A 15,255-nucleotide genomic window follows, 5' to 3' on the forward strand; every position below is an offset into this window, starting at 1 on the left:
CCTTGCACTTCAGGATGCGGCCGGGCTGGCCACCGCCGGAGTCGTTGCCGGCGCGGGGCACGGCATCGCCGAACGGAATGCCTTCGCCGAACTGGCTGTATTCCTTGAGCGGGCCATGGGCGAGGCGCTGCTGGTCGCGCAGCTTGACGCGCGCAAGATTCAGCACGCCGTCCTGCATCGCGGCGGTGACCTTCTGACCCTTGCCGGTCTGCGTGCGCTGATAGAGCGCAGTGACGATGCCGAGGGCGAGATGCAGGCCGGTGCCGCTGTCGCCGATCTGTGCGCCGGTGACAAGCGGCAGGCCATCGCGGAAGCCGGTGGTGGACGCCGCGCCGCCGGTGCACTGCGCGACGTTCTCATAGACCTTGCAGTCCTCATAGGGGCCGGGACCGAAGCCCTTGATGGAGGCAACGATCATCTTCGGGTTGATCTGCTGGATCTTCTCGAACGGGAAGCCCATGCGATCAAGCACGCCCGGTCCGAAGTTCTCGACCAGCACGTCGCACTCTTTCATCAGCGCGGTGAGGACTTCCTTGCCCTTCGGGTTCTTGGTGTCGAGGGTGATCGAACGCTTGTTGTGGTTCAGCATGGTGAAATACAGGCTGTCCACATTCGGCACGTCCTGCAGCTGGCCGCGGGTGATGTCGCCGACGCCGGGGCGTTCGACCTTGATCACGTCGGCGCCGAACCATGCCAGCAACTGCGTGCAGGTCGGGCCAGATTGAACGTGGGTGAAATCCAGAATGCGAACGCCTTTGAGCGCCTGTGTCATTGTTTTTGCTCCCGTAACTAGTTTTGCCGCCTCGGCACATGAGAAAAGGAGACGGGGTCTCGCGACCCCGCCTGATGCGGTGTTATTTCTTCTTGCTGAGCACGCTCTGCGGATTGAGGTTACCGATACGGCCGCTCTCGCTGCCGGCCGCCGGATCGATCACCGCATTGATGAGCGTCGGCTTGCCGGAATCCATCGCCGCATTCACGGCGCGCTTGAGTTCGTCGGGCGAGGTCGCATTCACGCCAACGCCGCCGAAGGCTTCCATCATCTTGTCGTAGCGCGAGCCCTTGACGAAGACGGTGGGCGCAACGTCCGGCCCGCCGGTCGGATTGACGTCAGTGCCGCGATAGATGCCGTCATTGTTGAACACGACGATACAGACCGGCAGATTGTAGCGGCAGATGGTCTCCACCTCCATGCCGGAGAAACCGAAGGCGCTGTCGCCTTCGATCGCCAGTACCGGCTTGCCGGTCTCGACCGCAGCAGCGATGCAATAGCCCATGCCGATGCCCATGATGCCCCAGGTGCCGACATCGATGCGCTTGCGCGGCTGATACATGTCGACGATGCCGCGGGCGAGATCGAGGGTGTTGGCGCCTTCATTGACGAGCATTGCGTCCGGCCGTTCGGCGATGATAGTGCGGAGAACGCCGAGCGCGCCGTGGTAATCCATCGGCGAGTTATTGTTCATCAGCTTCGGTGCCATCTTCGCGATGTTCTCGTCGCGCTTCGTGGTGACTGCTGATGTCCAGTCGGACGATGCCTTCTGCCAGCTCTTGCCCATGCCATCGAGCAAAGCAGTAACGCAGGAGCCGATATCGCCGACGACGGGAGCAACGATCTCGACGTTGGAATCCATTTCCTTCGGCTCGATGTCGATCTGGATGAACTTCTTGGGCGCGCTGCCCCAGGCCTTGCCCTTGCCGTGCGACAGCAGCCAGTTGAGGCGTGCGCCGATCAGCATGACGACGTCCGAGTCCTTCAGCACGGTGGAGCGCGCAGCGCCCGCGCACTGCGGATGCGTGTCAGGGAGGAGTCCCTTGGCCATGCTCATGGGCAGGAACGGAATGCCGGATGTCTCGACGAGTGCCTTCACGGCATCGTCGGCCTGCGCATAGGCTGCACCCTTGCCGAGGATGATCAGGGGCTTCTTTGCAGATTTCAGCACGTCGAGGGCGCGCTTGATCGAATCCGGGGCAGGGATCTGCGCCGGTGCGGCGTCGATCACCTTGACGAGCGACTTCTTGCCGGCTTCGGCGTTCATCACCTGACCGAACAGCTTGGCCGGCAGATCGAGATAGACGCCGCCGGGACGGCCGGACACCGCGGCGCGGATCGCGCGCGCAAGGCCGATGCCGATGTCGGCCGCATGCAGCACGCGGAACGCGGCCTTACAAAGCGGCTTGGCGATCGCGAGCTGATCCATTTCCTCATAGTCGCCCTGCTGCAGGTCGACGATTTCGCGCTCGGACGAGCCGGAGATCAGGATCATCGGGAAGCAGTTGGTGGTGGCGTGGGCCAGCGCCGTGAGGCCGTTGAGAAAGCCGGGAGCCGACACGGTCAAACAGACACCTGGCTTCTTGGTGAGATAGCCGGCGATCGATGCGGCATAGCCGGCGGCCTGTTCGTGACGGAACGACAGCACCCGGATGCCCTCGGCCTGCGCCATGCGGCCGAAGTCGGTAATCGGAATGCCCGGCACGCCATAGATCGTGTTGAGGCCATTGAGCTTGAGGGCATCGATGATCAGATGGAAGCCATCGGTCAGCTCCTGCTCGGCGGCTGCGTGGGTATCGATGCTCTGGACTACTGCGGACATCCCGCTCTCCCTGACTTTTCTTGTGACGGTTGGTCGTTGCTCAATTGGACGTGGTGCGGAGTGGTGAACCGTCGTTAGACGGCGCCTAGGTAAACAGTTCCTGGCCGTGGGCTTCGACATAAGCAGCCAGACCCAGGGTGTGATCGCGCGCGCGCTTTTCCGCGAGCTCGGTGTTGCGCTCCTCGAGCGCTTCGATGATAGCCAGATGCTCGGGCAGGGACGTCGCGGTACGATCCGTGCGTCCGATCGTGAGCTGACGATAGCCGCGCACATGCAGCAGGATATCGTTGGTCATATCGACCAGCACCGGCGACTCGCTGAGCGAGATCAGCGCCTGGTGGAAAGCGATATTGGCCTTCGAATATTCCTCGACGTGGTCCTGTGGCAGACGGTCCTTGTTGAAGTCCTTGAAAAAGTCGCGCAGCGCCGAGATATCTTTTTTGCGCGCGGTGGTCGTAATCAGACGTGCGGCCATGCTTTCCAGCGCCGCCCAGGCGCGGATCATGTCGACGATTTCGACCTTGGTCTTTCTGACAACGACGATGCCGCGGCGTGGCACGGTCTTTACGAAGCCATCCTGCTCCAGCATGGCAATGGCTTCGCGGATCGGCGTGCGGCTGACGCCCAATCGTTCCGACAAAGCGCGCTCGTCGAGCATCACCGGATCGGGTGAGGTGTAGATGTCCATCTTGAGAATGGCTTCTTTCAAGGCTTCATAGGCCTTGGTCTTGAAGCTGGTCTCCGGTGCAATCCGAACGATCGCGATATCGGCTTCAGACATGACGGACGGCGCCTTGGGTTGTTTTTGCGTGGGCATGAATCATCTCCAGTCGAGACGTCCTACCACAGAAATAACATCGAGAATTTTTGGCATACCAGATGCCACCGTGTCAAGATGACAGCTATTTCAGCAATTTTGCGCTGCAACGCGCCTTGACAATCAAGTTTCTGGCATACCAAATGCCATCAATCCGTCTATTGGAAAAGACGTGAAGGAGGAAGCCATGTCCCAATCGAATCTTGCCGTCAAAGAAGCTGCACCATCGGCGAAACAGGCCGTCCGCAAAGTTCTCGATGCGGTCAAAGCCGACAAGCGCACCAGCCTGACCGCCCCCGAGGGCAAGCTTGTGTGTGACGCATACGGCATTCCCGTGCCGAAAGAAGGCGTGGCCACCTCAGCCGCTGATGCTGCCAAGATGGCAAGCAGCATGGGCTTCCCGGTCGTCATGAAGATCGTCTCGCCGGACATTCTCCACAAGACCGAAGCGGGCGGCGTCATCGTCGGTGTGAAGACCGCTGAAGACGCGCAGAAAGCTTACGACACCATTTTGGCCAATGCCAAGAAGTACAAGGCCGATGCCAAGATAGAAGGTATCCAGGTTCAGCAGATGCTGATGGGCGGCACCGAAGTGATCATCGGCTCGATCACCGACGGTTCGTTCGGCAAGCTGGTGGCCTTTGGCCTCGGCGGCGTGCTGGTCGAAGTGCTGAAGGATGTCACCTTCCGTCTCGCGCCCGCCACCAATGAAGACGCGCTGTCGATGCTCGACGGCATTCAGGCCGCCGAGATGCTTCATGGCGTGCGCGGCGGCGATCCCGCCAACCGCGAGGCGCTGGCCGACATCATCGTCAAGGTATCGCAGCTCGTCAGCGACTTCCCCGAAATGGTCGAACTCGACCTCAACCCGGTGTTCGCCACCAAGAAGGACGCCATCGCCGCCGACGTGCGCATCGTCGTCGATTTCGACTACAAGCCGCGCCCGGCGCCGCGCTCCAACGCCGAAATCGTCACGGCGATGAACCGCATCATGATGCCGAAGGCCGTCGCCGTGATCGGCGCCTCCGCCGAAGATGGCAAGATCGGCAATTCGGTGATGAAGAACCTCATCAACGGCGGCTACAAGGGCGACATCTATCCGATCCATCCGAAGGCCGAAGAGATCATGGGCCGCAAGGCCTATAAGAGCGTCAAGGACGTGCCGGGCGTGATCGACACCGCGGTGTTCGCGATCCCCGCCAAGTTCGTCGCCGGTGCCCTGATCGAGTGCGGCGAGAAGAAGATCCCAGGCGCGGTGCTGATTCCGTCGGGTTTCGCCGAAGCCAACGAGCCCGCGCTTCAGGAAGAGATCGTCGAGATCGGCAAGAAATACGACGTCCGTCTGATGGGGCCGAACATCTATGGCTTCTATTATACGCCGGCCAATCTCTGCGCGACTTTCTGTACAGCCTATGACGTGAAGGGTTCGGCGGCATTGTCGTCGCAGTCCGGCGGCATCGGCATGGCGATCATCGGCTTCTCGCGCTCGGCCAAGATGGGCGTGTCGGCCATCGTCGGTCTCGGCAACAAGTCGGATATCGACGAGGATGATCTGCTCGCCTTCTTCGAGCAGGACCCGAACACCACGATCATCGCGCAGCACTGCGAGGATCTGAAGGACGGTCGTGCCTTCGCGGAAGCTGCCAAGCGCGTTTCCAAGAAGAAGCCGGTCGTCGTGCTCAAGGCCGGCCGCACCTCGGCCGGCGCCAAGGCGGCCTCGTCGCATACCGGTGCGCTTGCCGGTAACGACAAGATCTATGAGGACGTGCTGAAGCAGTCGGGTGTCATTCGTGCCCGCTCGCTGCGCCAGCTGCTCGAATTCGCGCGTGGCATCCCGGTGCTGCCAACGCCGAAGGGTGAGAACGTGCTGATCATCACCGGTGCCGGTGGGTCGGGCGTGCTGCTCTCCGACGCAGTGGTCGATAACGGCATGTCGTTGATGGCGATGCCGCCGGATCTGGATGCGGCGTTCCGCAAGTTCATTCCGCCGTTTGGTGCCGCCGGCAATCCGGTCGACATCACCGGTGGCGAACCGCCGATCACCTATGTCAACACCGTGAAGCTTGGTCTCACCGATGATCGCATCCACTCGCTGATCCTCGGCTACTGGCACACCATCGTGACGCCGCCGATGGTGTTCGCGCGCAACATGGTCGAGATCAAGAACGAGATGAAGGCCAAGGGCATCGAGAAGCCGATGGTTGCTTCGCTCGCGGGCGACGTGGAAGTCGAGGAGGCCGCCGAATATCTCTACCAGAACGGCATTCCGGCTTACGCCTATTCGACCGAATTGCCGGTCGAGGTGCTCGGCGCCAAGTACAAGTGGGCACGCGGAGCGGGGCTGCTGTAAGCGGCGTTCCGATACGCAAAAACAAAGCGCCGTCCGGGAAACCGGGCGGCGCTTTTTTTGCGTTTGGAGTTTTGGATTAGACGATCACCGGCTGTTCGGCGACGCCCTCGCGGCCGAAGATGCGCAGATAGCGTTCGATTTCCGCAGGGCTGCTGCCTGTCGTCTTGGCGGGATTGTCCGACAGCTTCACAGCCGAGCGACCGTTGGCATAGGTGACCTTGCAGACCAGGCTGATCGGGTCGAGCGAGTCGAGCCCGCGCGGATGGGCGCCACGGAAGTCGTTGGTGGCCATGGTGCCCCAGCCGAAGCTCTCGCGGATGCGTCCGCGAAAGCGCTGATGCAGGTCGATCATCAGGTCGACTTCGAGGCCGTCGCTGAACATTGCGCGCTTCTTGCATGGATCCTCGCCGCGCATGGCATACCAGGCGATCACTTCTTCGCCTGCCGCAACCGGCTCCTTGCTGTCCATGCGCATGCCGGTCCATTTCGAGGCCCAGGGCGGTGCGTCGCGCAGGAACTGCGTCATGCCGAATGTATCGGGCAGGATGATCAAGAGCTCGCCGTCATAGACCTCCTGCCATTTCGCCAGCACGTCATATTGTGCGGTCTTCAACTGTTCGTCGTTTTCGGCGAGACAGGCGAAGACCATCGGCAGTTCATGCGAATTGGTGCCGATGGCCTCGAATGAATGCTTGAAGGCGAGCAGGGCATTGGAGGTGCCGACGAAGCTGCGGCCAAGTTCGTTGGCCATCGCATCCGTCACCCATTCCTGCCACAGGAAGCCGTGACGGCGGCGGGTACCGAACTCCGCGAGCCGCATATCCGGATAGGATTTCAGCTTCTTGATCTTGTTCCAGATCTTGGTCTTGGTCTGGGCGTAGAGGATATCCAGCTCGAACTTGTCCAGCGTGGCCATGGCGATCCGCGACCGTAACTCGCTGACGATGGCGAGGGCGTAGATCTCCCACATCGTGACTTCGGCCCAGTCACCTTCGAAGGTGAGGACATATTGACCATCGATGGTCTCAAGCTTGTAGTCGGGCAACCTGAAGCTGCGCAGATATTCGATATATTCGGGACGAAAGATGTCGCGGCGTCCGTAGAAGCGGTTGCCAGCCAGCCAGATCAGTTCGTTCTCCCGGAATGAAAGCGTGCGGGCATGATCGAGCTGGGCGCGCAGCACCGCTTCCGGAATGATCTCGGCGAGGCGGACGGTCTTGGTCCGGTTGATCAGGCCGAAGGTCACAGGCACCTTCGGATAAAGCATCCAGATGAACTGGTGCATCAGGAATTTGTAGAAGTCGGTGTCCAGCAGCGACCGGATGATGGGATCAAGCCGGTAGTTGTGATTGTGGACCCGGGTGGCGAAATCCATCATGGCAGCGCCACTCCTGGTAACGTGCCTGATCCAGGCACTCCTCGTAAAGTGCCGCCATGCGGCACCTGCACCGAAGCGGCAGGGGCCACATCGCTGACGCTGTCTTTGCAGCAGTTCATCAAATTGGCGTATCCGCCGGGTTTATCGATGTCAACGCAAGCGCTGAACGGCGCTTTCACAATCAGGATTGTCGCGGCAGCCCGGCGTTTGTCGATCTGCTTCTGGCCCTGATCCTGCATCTGCGGGCATTGCGCAGAATTGTTTGCATGCTTACGATTTCCACCTGCCGGTGGGCGCCCCGAAACGATGAAGGACAGCACCATGAAAGTCGTCGATCTTTCCCACGTCATGAACATCCACACGCCCGGCTGGGTCGGCTATGCCGGCAACAAGATGTATTATGCGCAGAACCTGCAGACGCAGATGATCGTGGCGCAGCGGATCGAGACGGCGCTGCATGCCGGCACCCATTTCGACGGTGCCATGCACGCCACTGACGGCCGCAAGGGCGATATGGCCTCGCTGCCGCTGGACTATTTGTTCAATCGCGGTGTGGTGGTCGACATCTCAAGCCAGATGCATGACTGGGCGGTGATCACACCGAAGATGCTCGAGAAGTCCGGCGCGGATATTCGCGAAGGTGACATTCTGATCCTGCACACCGGCTGGCATAAATATTACGAAGGGCAGGCGCAGCAGGATCTGGTGAAATACTTCTGCTACCATCCAGGCCCGAATCTCGACACGCTGCACTGGATGCTGGAGAAGAAGATCAAGTGGTTCGGCATGGACACCGGCTCCTGCGACCACTCGATGAACACCTCGATCCGCAATATGCGCCCCGACATCGCCGCGCAGTTCACCAAGAAGCATGGCAGGACGCCGGCTGAATTCTTCGGCACGTTCGAATACAAGCACAAGCTCTCGGGCCGGCATGTCTCTGCCGACATGTTTCCGTTCCACAACTACGCCTTCCAGGAAGGCCTGCTGCATGCCGAGAATATCGGCGGCGACATCGAGCTGATGCTGAATCAGCGCTGCCTGATCGGCGCCTTCCCATGGCGCTATGACGGACTCGAGTCATGCCCGTGCCGTATCCTGTGCTTCACGGATACGGGCGACGCCTCGGTGGAAGCCATGGGCAATGCCGCCAAGGCGATCATGGGATGATGTAGTTTAGGTCCACACCGTCATGGCCGGGCTCGTCCTGGCCATCCACGTCCGTCTGGACTAGCGAACAAGTCGTGGATGCCCGGGACACGCCCGGGCACGACATGAGAGTTTGGCGGATCGTTGTCTAGCGCATCAGTCTCGCATCTGGCGCGTTTGCCTGCAGCGTATTCTGAATCGCCTCGCGGAGCAGGGGATAGTCCGCGCGATCCCAGTCCGACATTCGCACGTCCGCCAGAAGCGCCGCCGACTTGCCGAACACAACAATGCGGTCGCCTACGGCCATGGCTTCTTCAAGCTGATGCGTAATCAGGATCGCGGTGGATTTGAATTCCCGTGCCAGTTCGACAAACGTTTTCCGCAGCTCATTGGCGGTGACTTCATCGAGTGCGCTGAAGGATTCATCCGCCAGCAGAATTTCCGGCTGCACGGCAAAGGCGCGTGCGATGGCCACGCGTTGCCGCATGCCGCCGGAAAGTTCGCGCGGATAGGCATTGGCGAACTTCTCTAGACCCAGACGCTTCAGCCAGGTCATGGCACGTTCGTGCTGAGTATCCTCCGCGATGCCGATCAGTTCGAGCGGGAGCTTGACGTTGTCGAGTGCGGAGCGCCACGGAAACAGGCGGTCCTGTTGGAAGATTGTCGCGATCTTGCCGCGGAAGGCGTTGAAGTCGTCATAGGGCGTCTTGCCGCCGATGGTGATGCTGCCCGCGGTCGGATGTTCGAGTCCGATCAGCAGATCGAACAAAGTCGACTTGCCGCAGCCGGTCTTGCCCACGATGGCGATGAGTTCACCGGGTTCGATCCGCAGCGACAGCTGGTCGATGGCCGTGATCGACTGGCCGGAGGTGGTCTGGCGAAACACCTTGCGCAACTGCGCGATCTCGATAGGCGCTGAAGCTCCGGTCATGCCCGCCACCGCAATATGTGAGTTTCGAGCCTGACAAGCAATGCTTCGAGGAGGAACAGCAGCACGACCAGTACCAGGGTCCAGGCAAATACGTCGGCCACCGAGAACAGTTCCTGGGCGACCGAAAGCTGATGCCCGATGCCGGTCACGGCGCCGACCAGTTCGGCGATGGTGACGACGCGAATGGCGAGGCTGAGGGTGATCTTCCAGCTCGTGATGATCCCCGGTGTGATCGCCGGCAGCATCAGCTTGTGAAAGAATTGCAGGGGCGTCGGCCGGAAGGAGCGGATCATCTGCTTCAGGTCGCGTGAGACCTCTCGCATGTTGTCGAGGGCATCGACGGTGAAGACCGGGGCGCAGACCACGACCAGCACGAAGACGATGCGGAATTCGACGCCCTTGAACCACAGCACCGCGAACAGGATCCAGGAGACCACTGGCACGGCCATCAGGATACGCACCATCGGGCGCAGATATTTCTCGACGCCGTCCGAGAGATACATCAGCACGGCCACCAGCAGTCCTATGACGAAGGACACGACCAGCGACAGCAGCACGCGGCCGAGCGTCACCGCGACGTCGAGTGGGGTGATCTTGGTCAGGCTCTGTGCGATGCGGCCGAGGCCCGGGATCGCGAAAGCGGGGATACCCAGCGACGGCGCCAGATAGGACATGACCTGCCAGACCGCTGCGAAGAGCACGATCGATATGATCGTCTCGCGCGGTAGACTGGATATCATCAGGCTCCGCCGGGGCTCCTCGAACGGCGTGGCAGTGCGGGCCTCGTCAGGGGGCATAGATGATCGCTTCGTCAGGTAGTTTGGGATGGAAGCCGGCGGCGACCGCGCGCTCGAACGTATCCCAGATGCTCTTGCGTTCGGTGGCGCCCCAAGCCGGCTTGGCGTCGAAGTCCCAACGCTTGGCGAGCACGGCTTCCTTCAGGATGCCAGGCGGCAGTTTGACAGTCTCGACCGCGATCTTGTCGGCGCCATCGGGATCGCTGCGCAGATATTTGGTGACATCGGCCAGGGCGGCGACAAACTTCTTCGGCGCGTCCGGGGCTTTCTTGATGGTGTCCTCGCGCATGGCGTAGACCAGCTCCCAGCCGGTGGTGCCTGCGATCTCCTTCCATCCGTCATTGGCGTTGAAGATGATCTTCAGCGACGGATCGTCCTTCATCATCATGGTGGCGATCGGCTCGATGATCATCGCGGCATCCACGCGGCCTGCGGCAAGCTGCGCACGCGCCACCGCGAAGTTCGCGTTCACCAATGTCATGTCCTTGGCGAGGTCCATCTTCCTGGATTTCGCGTAGATCGACAGGATCTGGAATTGCCCGCTGCCCATGTCGGCAGCGAGTTGCTTGCCTTTCAGGTCGGCGAGCGACTTGACGGCAGGGTCTTTGGTGATGATGACGAGATCGGCGAGTGTTGCGCCGGTTGCCACGATTTGCAGCGGCACGCCTTCGAGGCGCAGCTTCTGGAAGTAGGTGGGGCCGCCGATCAGCGTGTCGATTTCGCCGGTGGCGAGGCCCGCATAATAAGCGGAGAAAGAAGGGTAGACCTGAACCTCGGCCTCGAAACCGTTCCTGGTATCGAACTTCTGCGCCTTCATGATGTTGACGATGATCGGTGCGAAGACCGGAAGTGTCAGACTACCCACGCGGAGTTTTGTCGGCGCCTGCGCCTGCGAGCTTGTTGTGAGCGCGGTGCTCATCAGCGTAGCAGCGGTGCCCATTGTGAAGGCGCGTCGCGAAAGTCCGGTCATGACATCTCCTCAAGAAACGTTGTGGCGCGTGGCTTTTCGATCGGTTTATGCGGCGGTGCGATATTCGTTTGTAAGCAAATGATATGCCAAAATTGAATCCACTAAATCCTCTTGCAGTCGAGAAATAACGCTACTAGCATTTCGTTTGTGTGCAAATGAAATCTGCTCTGACCGCAGGAGGCTTTGATGCCGCACGTGACGACGCCCGACGGGACGCAACTCTATTATGAGGAAGTCGGCACCGGGAGTCCTGTGGTTTTCGTCCATGAGTATGCGGGAGATTACCGCACCTGGGAGCCGCAACTTCGTTACTTCTCGCGCTCCTATCGTTGCGTCACTTATAGTCAGCGCGGCTATCCGCCATCGGATGTACCAACCGATCCTGCGCGGTACGGCCAGGACATCGCGCGCGACGACGTCATTGCGCTGATGGATGCGCTTGGCATCGACAAGGCGCATATCGTCGGCCATTCCATGGGCGCGTCTACCGCGCTGCATGTGGGCATTCACTATCCCGGTCGTTGTTTGTCGGTAACGGCTGCGAGCTGCGGCTATGGCTCCAGTCCGGATCCTGCCTTTGTGGAGCAGGGCCGTGCAGCCTCGCGCGAAACCGCGAAGATGTTCGAGACCGTCGATTTTCCGATTGCTGCGGCGCGTTACGCCGATGGTGCGACGCGCCAGACGCATAAGAACAAGGACCCGCGCGGTTTTGCCGAATTCGCGCGGATGCTGGCCGATCATTCGCCGGTCGGTCATGCCCTGACCATGCGCGAGCTGCAGGCCAAGCGCCCGATGCTGTGGGAGATGAAGCCGCAGCTTGAGAAGTTCACGCCGCCCCTGCTGATCATCGTCGGTGACGAGGACGACTGGTGCCTCGATCCCAGCATTTTCCTCAAGCGCACGGTGCCGACAGCAGGTCTCCTGGTATTGCCGCGCGCCGGCCATACCATCACCAGCGAGGAGCCCGCGGCCTTCAATGCGGCGCTCGCTGAGCTTTTCCCGGCGGCCGAGTCCGGTCGCTGGATGTCACACAAGCCAGCGGCGTGATGCGATGAGCATGCCCGGCGATATCATCATCGATATTGCGGACGGGATCGCGACGCTGCGTCTCGCCAATCCGGCCCGGCGTAACGCCATCTCCACGGTGATGTGGAACAAGATCGCCGTCTTTGCTGGCGAGGTTGCCACACGCAAGGATGTCCGCGTCGTGGTTATCCGCGGCGAGGGCGAGCTGATGTTCTCCGCCGGTGCGGATATCTCGGATTTCGCGACAGCCCGATCAGGCGAGGGCAACGCGCGCGCTTATGACGACCTCGTCGAGAATACCTGCCTGGCGATCGAGGCGATCCCGCAGCCGACCATTGGAATGATCTTCGGCGGTTGCATGGGCGCCGGCTCATCCGTTGCGGCGAGTTGCGACATGCGCGTCGCCGCGGATGATGCCTTCTTCGCGGTACCTGCAGCCAAGCTTGGTCTGGGCTACGATCCGCGTGGCATCGCGCGTTTCATTCGCGTGTTCGGCGCCGGCGCAACGCGGCAGGTCCTGTTCACGGCGGATCGTCTGCCCGCAATGCGCGCTCATGCGCTGGGCGCGGTGCATGTCATTGCGCCGAAGGCTGACATTGAATCGCTGGCTGGCGCGCTTGCAAGGAAGATCGCCGGCAATGCGCCGCTGACGATCAAGGCGGCCAAGGCTGCCATTCGTGCGCTGAGCACGAACAATGCAGAACTCCTGGCTGAAGCCGAGCAGTTCTATGCCGCGGCCGACGCCAGCGCCGACTACGCCGAAGGCCGCAAGGCCTTTGCCGAGAAACGACCCCCGCGCTTTACGGGAAGCTGATCCACCGACGAATTTTCGTCTCCACTTTCGCCAACCTCAGAAGGACACGCACATGGATCTCCAACTCAAAGGCAAATGCGCTCTCGTCACCGGCGGCAGCGAAGGTATCGGCAAGGCGATTGCCATGACGCTGGCAAAGGAAGGCGTCAATGTCGCCATCTGCGCCCGCCGCATGGAGCCGCTGGAAAAGACCGCCGAAGAGATACGGAACGCCTACGGCGTGACGGTGGTCGCGATATCAGCCGATCTCACCAAGGACGCCGACGCCAAGAACTTCGTCGAGAAGGCTGCCAAGGAGCTCGGCAGCGTCGACATCATGATCAACAATGCCGGTTCGGCACCGGGCGGCGTCATTGAGACGCTCACCGAAGCCGACTGGGAGCAGGCGCTGCAGCTCAAATTCATGGGCTATGTCCGCTGCCTGCGCTACGCGCTGCCGATCATGGTCAAGCAGGGCGGCGGCCGTGTCGTCAACCTGATCGGCAATGACGGCGTCAAGCCGTCCTATTGGGAAATCGCGCCGGGTGCGGCGAACGCGGCCGGTCAGAACATGACCCTCTCGCTCGCCGGACAGTATGGTCGTCACAACATCTCGTTCTGCGCCGTCAATCCGGGCCCGGTTCGTACCGAGCGCTGGGCTGGCCTCGTCAACGCCATGTCGCGCGACATGAAGATTTCCTACGAGGAAGCCGACAAGCTGGCCCCGGACTCGATCCCGCTCGGACGCATCGCCGAAGTCGAGGAAGTTGCAAACCTGGTTGTTATGCTCGCGTCGCCTCTGGTGCAGATGGCCAACGGCACCATGATCGAAATCGATGGCGGTCAGGACAAGGCACTGATGGATCGCTTCCGCGACCGGTAGTCGACAAAATAGAACGCGCGGCGGCGAAATATCGCTGCCGCGCGGCTCTGCGAAATTCGGTCGCAGATGCGCGCGTATCGGCTGACATTGGATGATCAAAACTTCGGCGATGTGCTAGGCATGTTGCACCAAGACCGGTCTTGACAACAACGAGGGTGCGCCGGACTATTTGCGTACAAACTAATTCACGTTGCAAACACGGGGCTGCAAGCGACGCAAGGACGAACGGTTGCCCGTTTCTTGCGAAGACTTCGGCGAGAATCACTTCTATCGCAAACGTCGATCACAACGGAGTTCGATCATGATGACGGCTCGTTCCCTTCACTCACTCGCGATTGCCGGCACAATGGCCGGCGCGCTGACGTTCTCGTTCGGCCATGCGGCTTTTGCGCAGGACACGATCAAGATCGGTGAGCTCAACAGCTACAAGACGCAGACCGCGTTTCTCGATCCTTACAAAAAGGGCTGGGAGCTGGCGATCGAACAGATCAATGCCAAGGGCGGTGTGCTCGGCAAGAAGCTCGAAGTGATCTCGCGCGACGATGGCTCGACGCCGGGTGATGCGGTGCGCGTGGCGGACGAACTGGTGACGCGTGAAGGCGTCAACATCATCGCCGGCACGTTCTTGTCGCATATCGGGCTTGCGGTAACGGAGTTCGCCGGCAAGAAGAAAGTGTTCTTCCTCGCTGCCGAGCCGCTGACCGACAAGATCACCTGGCAGAACGGCAACAAGTATACATTCCGCTTGCGCGCTACGACCTATATGCAGGTTGCGATGCTGATGCCGGCCGCGGTTGCCGCGAAGAAGAAGCGCTGGGCGCTGGTCTATCCGAATTTCGAATACGGCCAGGCCGCGGTCGCGACCTTCAAGGAAATGCTGAAGGCGCAACAGCCGGACGTCGAATTCGTCACCGAACAGGCGCCGCCGCTCGGCAAGGTCGATGCCGGTGCAGTCGTGCAGGCCATCGATGATGCGAAGCCCGATGCGATCTTCAACGTGCTGTTTGGCGCCGACTTCTCCAAGCTGGTGCGCGAGGGCACCACGCGCGGCGTGTTCAAGGATCGCACCGTCGTGAGCCTGCTGTCGGGCGAGCCTGAATATCTCGATCCGGTGAAGGAAGAAGCGCCTGTCGGCTGGATCGTCACCGGCTACCCCTGGGACAAGATCAAGACCCCGGAATACACCGCCTTCCTGTCAGCCTATCAGAAGAAGTACAATGACTACCCGCGCCTCGGTTCGATCGTCGGCTATGTGACCATGACGTCGCTGGCAGCCGGTATCGCCAAGGCAGGGTCGACCGACACCGACAAGCTGATCGCTGCCTTCGAAGGTCTGAAACTCGACAGCCCGTTCGGTCCGTTCATGTATCGCGCCAGCGATCACCAGGCGACGATGGGGGCTTATGTCGGAAAGATCGCGCTTGAAGGCGGCAAGGGCACCATGAGCGATTTCAAATATGTCGATGGTGCAACGGTGCTGCCCAGCGACGCCGAAGTGAAGAAGCTCCGTCCCGCGACCGAGTAACAGGAAGCACGACGATGATCGCCGTTGATACTCTCCCCGCGC

The 15,255-nt window shown here is 60.8% G+C and carries 14 protein-coding genes; 6 read left to right on the plus strand and 8 right to left on the minus strand.

The window, feature by feature from the left end; genetic code table 11:
- The 3 genes from ACEK02_RS15105 to ACEK02_RS15115 form a co-directional block, all read right to left on the minus strand.
- Positions 1-772, minus strand: a 772-nt coding sequence (locus tag ACEK02_RS15105) for a formyl-CoA transferase (RefSeq protein WP_371422481.1), incomplete at its 3' end; no start/stop codon positions are given.
- A gap of 82 nt (positions 773-854) precedes the next feature.
- Positions 855-2,594, minus strand: coding sequence for an oxalyl-CoA decarboxylase (oxc, locus tag ACEK02_RS15110; RefSeq protein ID WP_371422482.1), 1,740 nt, complete (start codon positions 2,592-2,594; stop codon positions 855-857).
- Between the two features lie 85 nt (positions 2,595-2,679).
- Entirely contained in the window at positions 2,680-3,411 is a 732-nt protein-coding gene (locus tag ACEK02_RS15115; protein WP_371422483.1) for a GntR family transcriptional regulator, read from the minus strand.
- 187 nt (positions 3,412-3,598) lie between these two features.
- On the opposite strand from ACEK02_RS15115, the gene ACEK02_RS15120 reads away from it, so the two are divergent.
- Entirely contained in the window at positions 3,599-5,761 is a 2,163-nt protein-coding gene (locus ACEK02_RS15120; RefSeq protein WP_371422484.1) for an acetate--CoA ligase family protein, read from the plus strand.
- A gap of 76 nt (positions 5,762-5,837) precedes the next feature.
- Here the strand turns inward: ACEK02_RS15120 and pncB are convergent, their stop codons facing one another.
- Both pncB and ACEK02_RS15130 read right to left on the minus strand, forming a co-directional pair.
- Entirely contained in the window at positions 5,838-7,139 is a 1,302-nt protein-coding gene (gene pncB, locus ACEK02_RS15125; protein ID WP_371422485.1) for a nicotinate phosphoribosyltransferase, read from the minus strand.
- Positions 7,136-7,462: a hypothetical protein gene (locus tag ACEK02_RS15130; RefSeq protein WP_371422486.1), complete on the minus strand. Its 327-nt coding sequence runs from the start codon at positions 7,460-7,462 to the stop codon at positions 7,136-7,138. The genes pncB and ACEK02_RS15130 overlap by 4 nt, the downstream gene beginning before the upstream one ends.
- On the opposite strand from ACEK02_RS15130, the gene ACEK02_RS15135 reads away from it, so the two are divergent.
- The gene (locus ACEK02_RS15135) at positions 7,461-8,309 is read left to right on the plus strand and encodes a cyclase family protein (RefSeq protein ID WP_371422487.1); all 849 of its coding nucleotides are present in this window, start codon (positions 7,461-7,463) and stop codon (positions 8,307-8,309) included. The two genes, ACEK02_RS15130 and ACEK02_RS15135, sit on opposite strands and share 2 nt — an antisense overlap.
- A 127-nt stretch (positions 8,310-8,436) precedes the next feature.
- Here the strand turns inward: ACEK02_RS15135 and ACEK02_RS15140 are convergent, their stop codons facing one another.
- The 3 genes from ACEK02_RS15140 to ACEK02_RS15150 are packed head-to-tail and all read right to left on the minus strand — an operon-like array spanning position 8,437 to position 10,986.
- The gene (locus ACEK02_RS15140; RefSeq protein WP_371422488.1) at positions 8,437-9,219 is read right to left on the minus strand and encodes an ABC transporter ATP-binding protein; all 783 of its coding nucleotides are present in this window, start codon (positions 9,217-9,219) and stop codon (positions 8,437-8,439) included.
- Complete coding sequence (locus ACEK02_RS15145; protein WP_371422489.1) at positions 9,216-9,959, minus strand: ABC transporter permease; 744 nt, start codon at positions 9,957-9,959, stop codon at positions 9,216-9,218. Before ACEK02_RS15145 ends, ACEK02_RS15140 begins: the two co-directional genes overlap by 4 nt.
- A 46-nt stretch (positions 9,960-10,005) precedes the next feature.
- The gene (locus ACEK02_RS15150) at positions 10,006-10,986 is read right to left on the minus strand and encodes an ABC transporter substrate-binding protein (protein ID WP_371422490.1); all 981 of its coding nucleotides are present in this window, start codon (positions 10,984-10,986) and stop codon (positions 10,006-10,008) included.
- A 186-nt stretch (positions 10,987-11,172) separates the two neighbouring features.
- On the opposite strand from ACEK02_RS15150, the gene ACEK02_RS15155 reads away from it, so the two are divergent.
- From ACEK02_RS15155 to ACEK02_RS15170, 4 genes are all read left to right on the plus strand, one after another.
- Positions 11,173-12,033 carry an alpha/beta fold hydrolase gene (locus ACEK02_RS15155; protein WP_371422491.1) on the plus strand — a complete coding sequence of 287 codons (861 nt, stop codon included), beginning with the start codon at positions 11,173-11,175 and terminating at the stop codon, positions 12,031-12,033.
- Between the two features lie 4 nt (positions 12,034-12,037).
- Positions 12,038-12,826 carry an enoyl-CoA hydratase-related protein gene (locus tag ACEK02_RS15160; protein ID WP_371422492.1) on the plus strand — a complete coding sequence of 263 codons (789 nt, stop codon included), beginning with the start codon at positions 12,038-12,040 and terminating at the stop codon, positions 12,824-12,826.
- Positions 12,827-12,878: 52 nt separating this feature from the next.
- A complete protein-coding gene (locus tag ACEK02_RS15165) occupies positions 12,879-13,688 on the plus strand; it encodes an SDR family NAD(P)-dependent oxidoreductase (protein WP_371422493.1) in 810 nt (269 codons plus the stop codon).
- A 304-nt stretch (positions 13,689-13,992) separates the two neighbouring features.
- The gene (locus ACEK02_RS15170; protein ID WP_371422511.1) at positions 13,993-15,213 is read left to right on the plus strand and encodes an ABC transporter substrate-binding protein; all 1,221 of its coding nucleotides are present in this window, start codon (positions 13,993-13,995) and stop codon (positions 15,211-15,213) included.
- Positions 15,214-15,255 lie beyond the last annotated feature (42 nt).

Origin of the sequence: Tardiphaga sp. (assembly GCF_041424195.1) — a bacterium.
In the GTDB taxonomy this organism is placed as follows: Bacteria; Pseudomonadota; Alphaproteobacteria; order Rhizobiales; family Xanthobacteraceae; genus Tardiphaga.

Bases quoted from the DNA above. Each gene is read 5' to 3' on its own strand.
- ACEK02_RS15170 (WP_371422511.1), top strand. From the start codon at position 13,993: ATGACGGCTCGTTCCCTTCACTCACTCGCGATTGCCGGCACAATGGCC.
- ACEK02_RS15150 (WP_371422490.1), bottom strand. From the start codon at position 10,986: ATGACCGGACTTTCGCGACGCGCCTTCACAATGGGCACCGCTGCTACG.
- oxc (WP_371422482.1), bottom strand. From the start codon at position 2,594: ATGTCCGCAGTAGTCCAGAGCATCGATACCCACGCAGCCGCCGAGCAG.
- ACEK02_RS15155 (WP_371422491.1), top strand. From the start codon at position 11,173: ATGCCGCACGTGACGACGCCCGACGGGACGCAACTCTATTATGAGGAA.
- ACEK02_RS15130 (WP_371422486.1), bottom strand. From the start codon at position 7,462: ATGGTGCTGTCCTTCATCGTTTCGGGGCGCCCACCGGCAGGTGGAAAT.
- ACEK02_RS15120 (WP_371422484.1), top strand. From the start codon at position 3,599: ATGTCCCAATCGAATCTTGCCGTCAAAGAAGCTGCACCATCGGCGAAA.
- pncB (WP_371422485.1), bottom strand. From the start codon at position 7,139: ATGATGGATTTCGCCACCCGGGTCCACAATCACAACTACCGGCTTGAT.
- ACEK02_RS15165 (WP_371422493.1), top strand. From the start codon at position 12,879: ATGGATCTCCAACTCAAAGGCAAATGCGCTCTCGTCACCGGCGGCAGC.
- ACEK02_RS15140 (WP_371422488.1), bottom strand. From the start codon at position 9,219: ATGACCGGAGCTTCAGCGCCTATCGAGATCGCGCAGTTGCGCAAGGTG.
- ACEK02_RS15145 (WP_371422489.1), bottom strand. From the start codon at position 9,959: ATGATATCCAGTCTACCGCGCGAGACGATCATATCGATCGTGCTCTTC.
- ACEK02_RS15115 (WP_371422483.1), bottom strand. From the start codon at position 3,411: ATGCCCACGCAAAAACAACCCAAGGCGCCGTCCGTCATGTCTGAAGCC.
- ACEK02_RS15160 (WP_371422492.1), top strand. From the start codon at position 12,038: ATGAGCATGCCCGGCGATATCATCATCGATATTGCGGACGGGATCGCG.
- ACEK02_RS15135 (WP_371422487.1), top strand. From the start codon at position 7,461: ATGAAAGTCGTCGATCTTTCCCACGTCATGAACATCCACACGCCCGGC.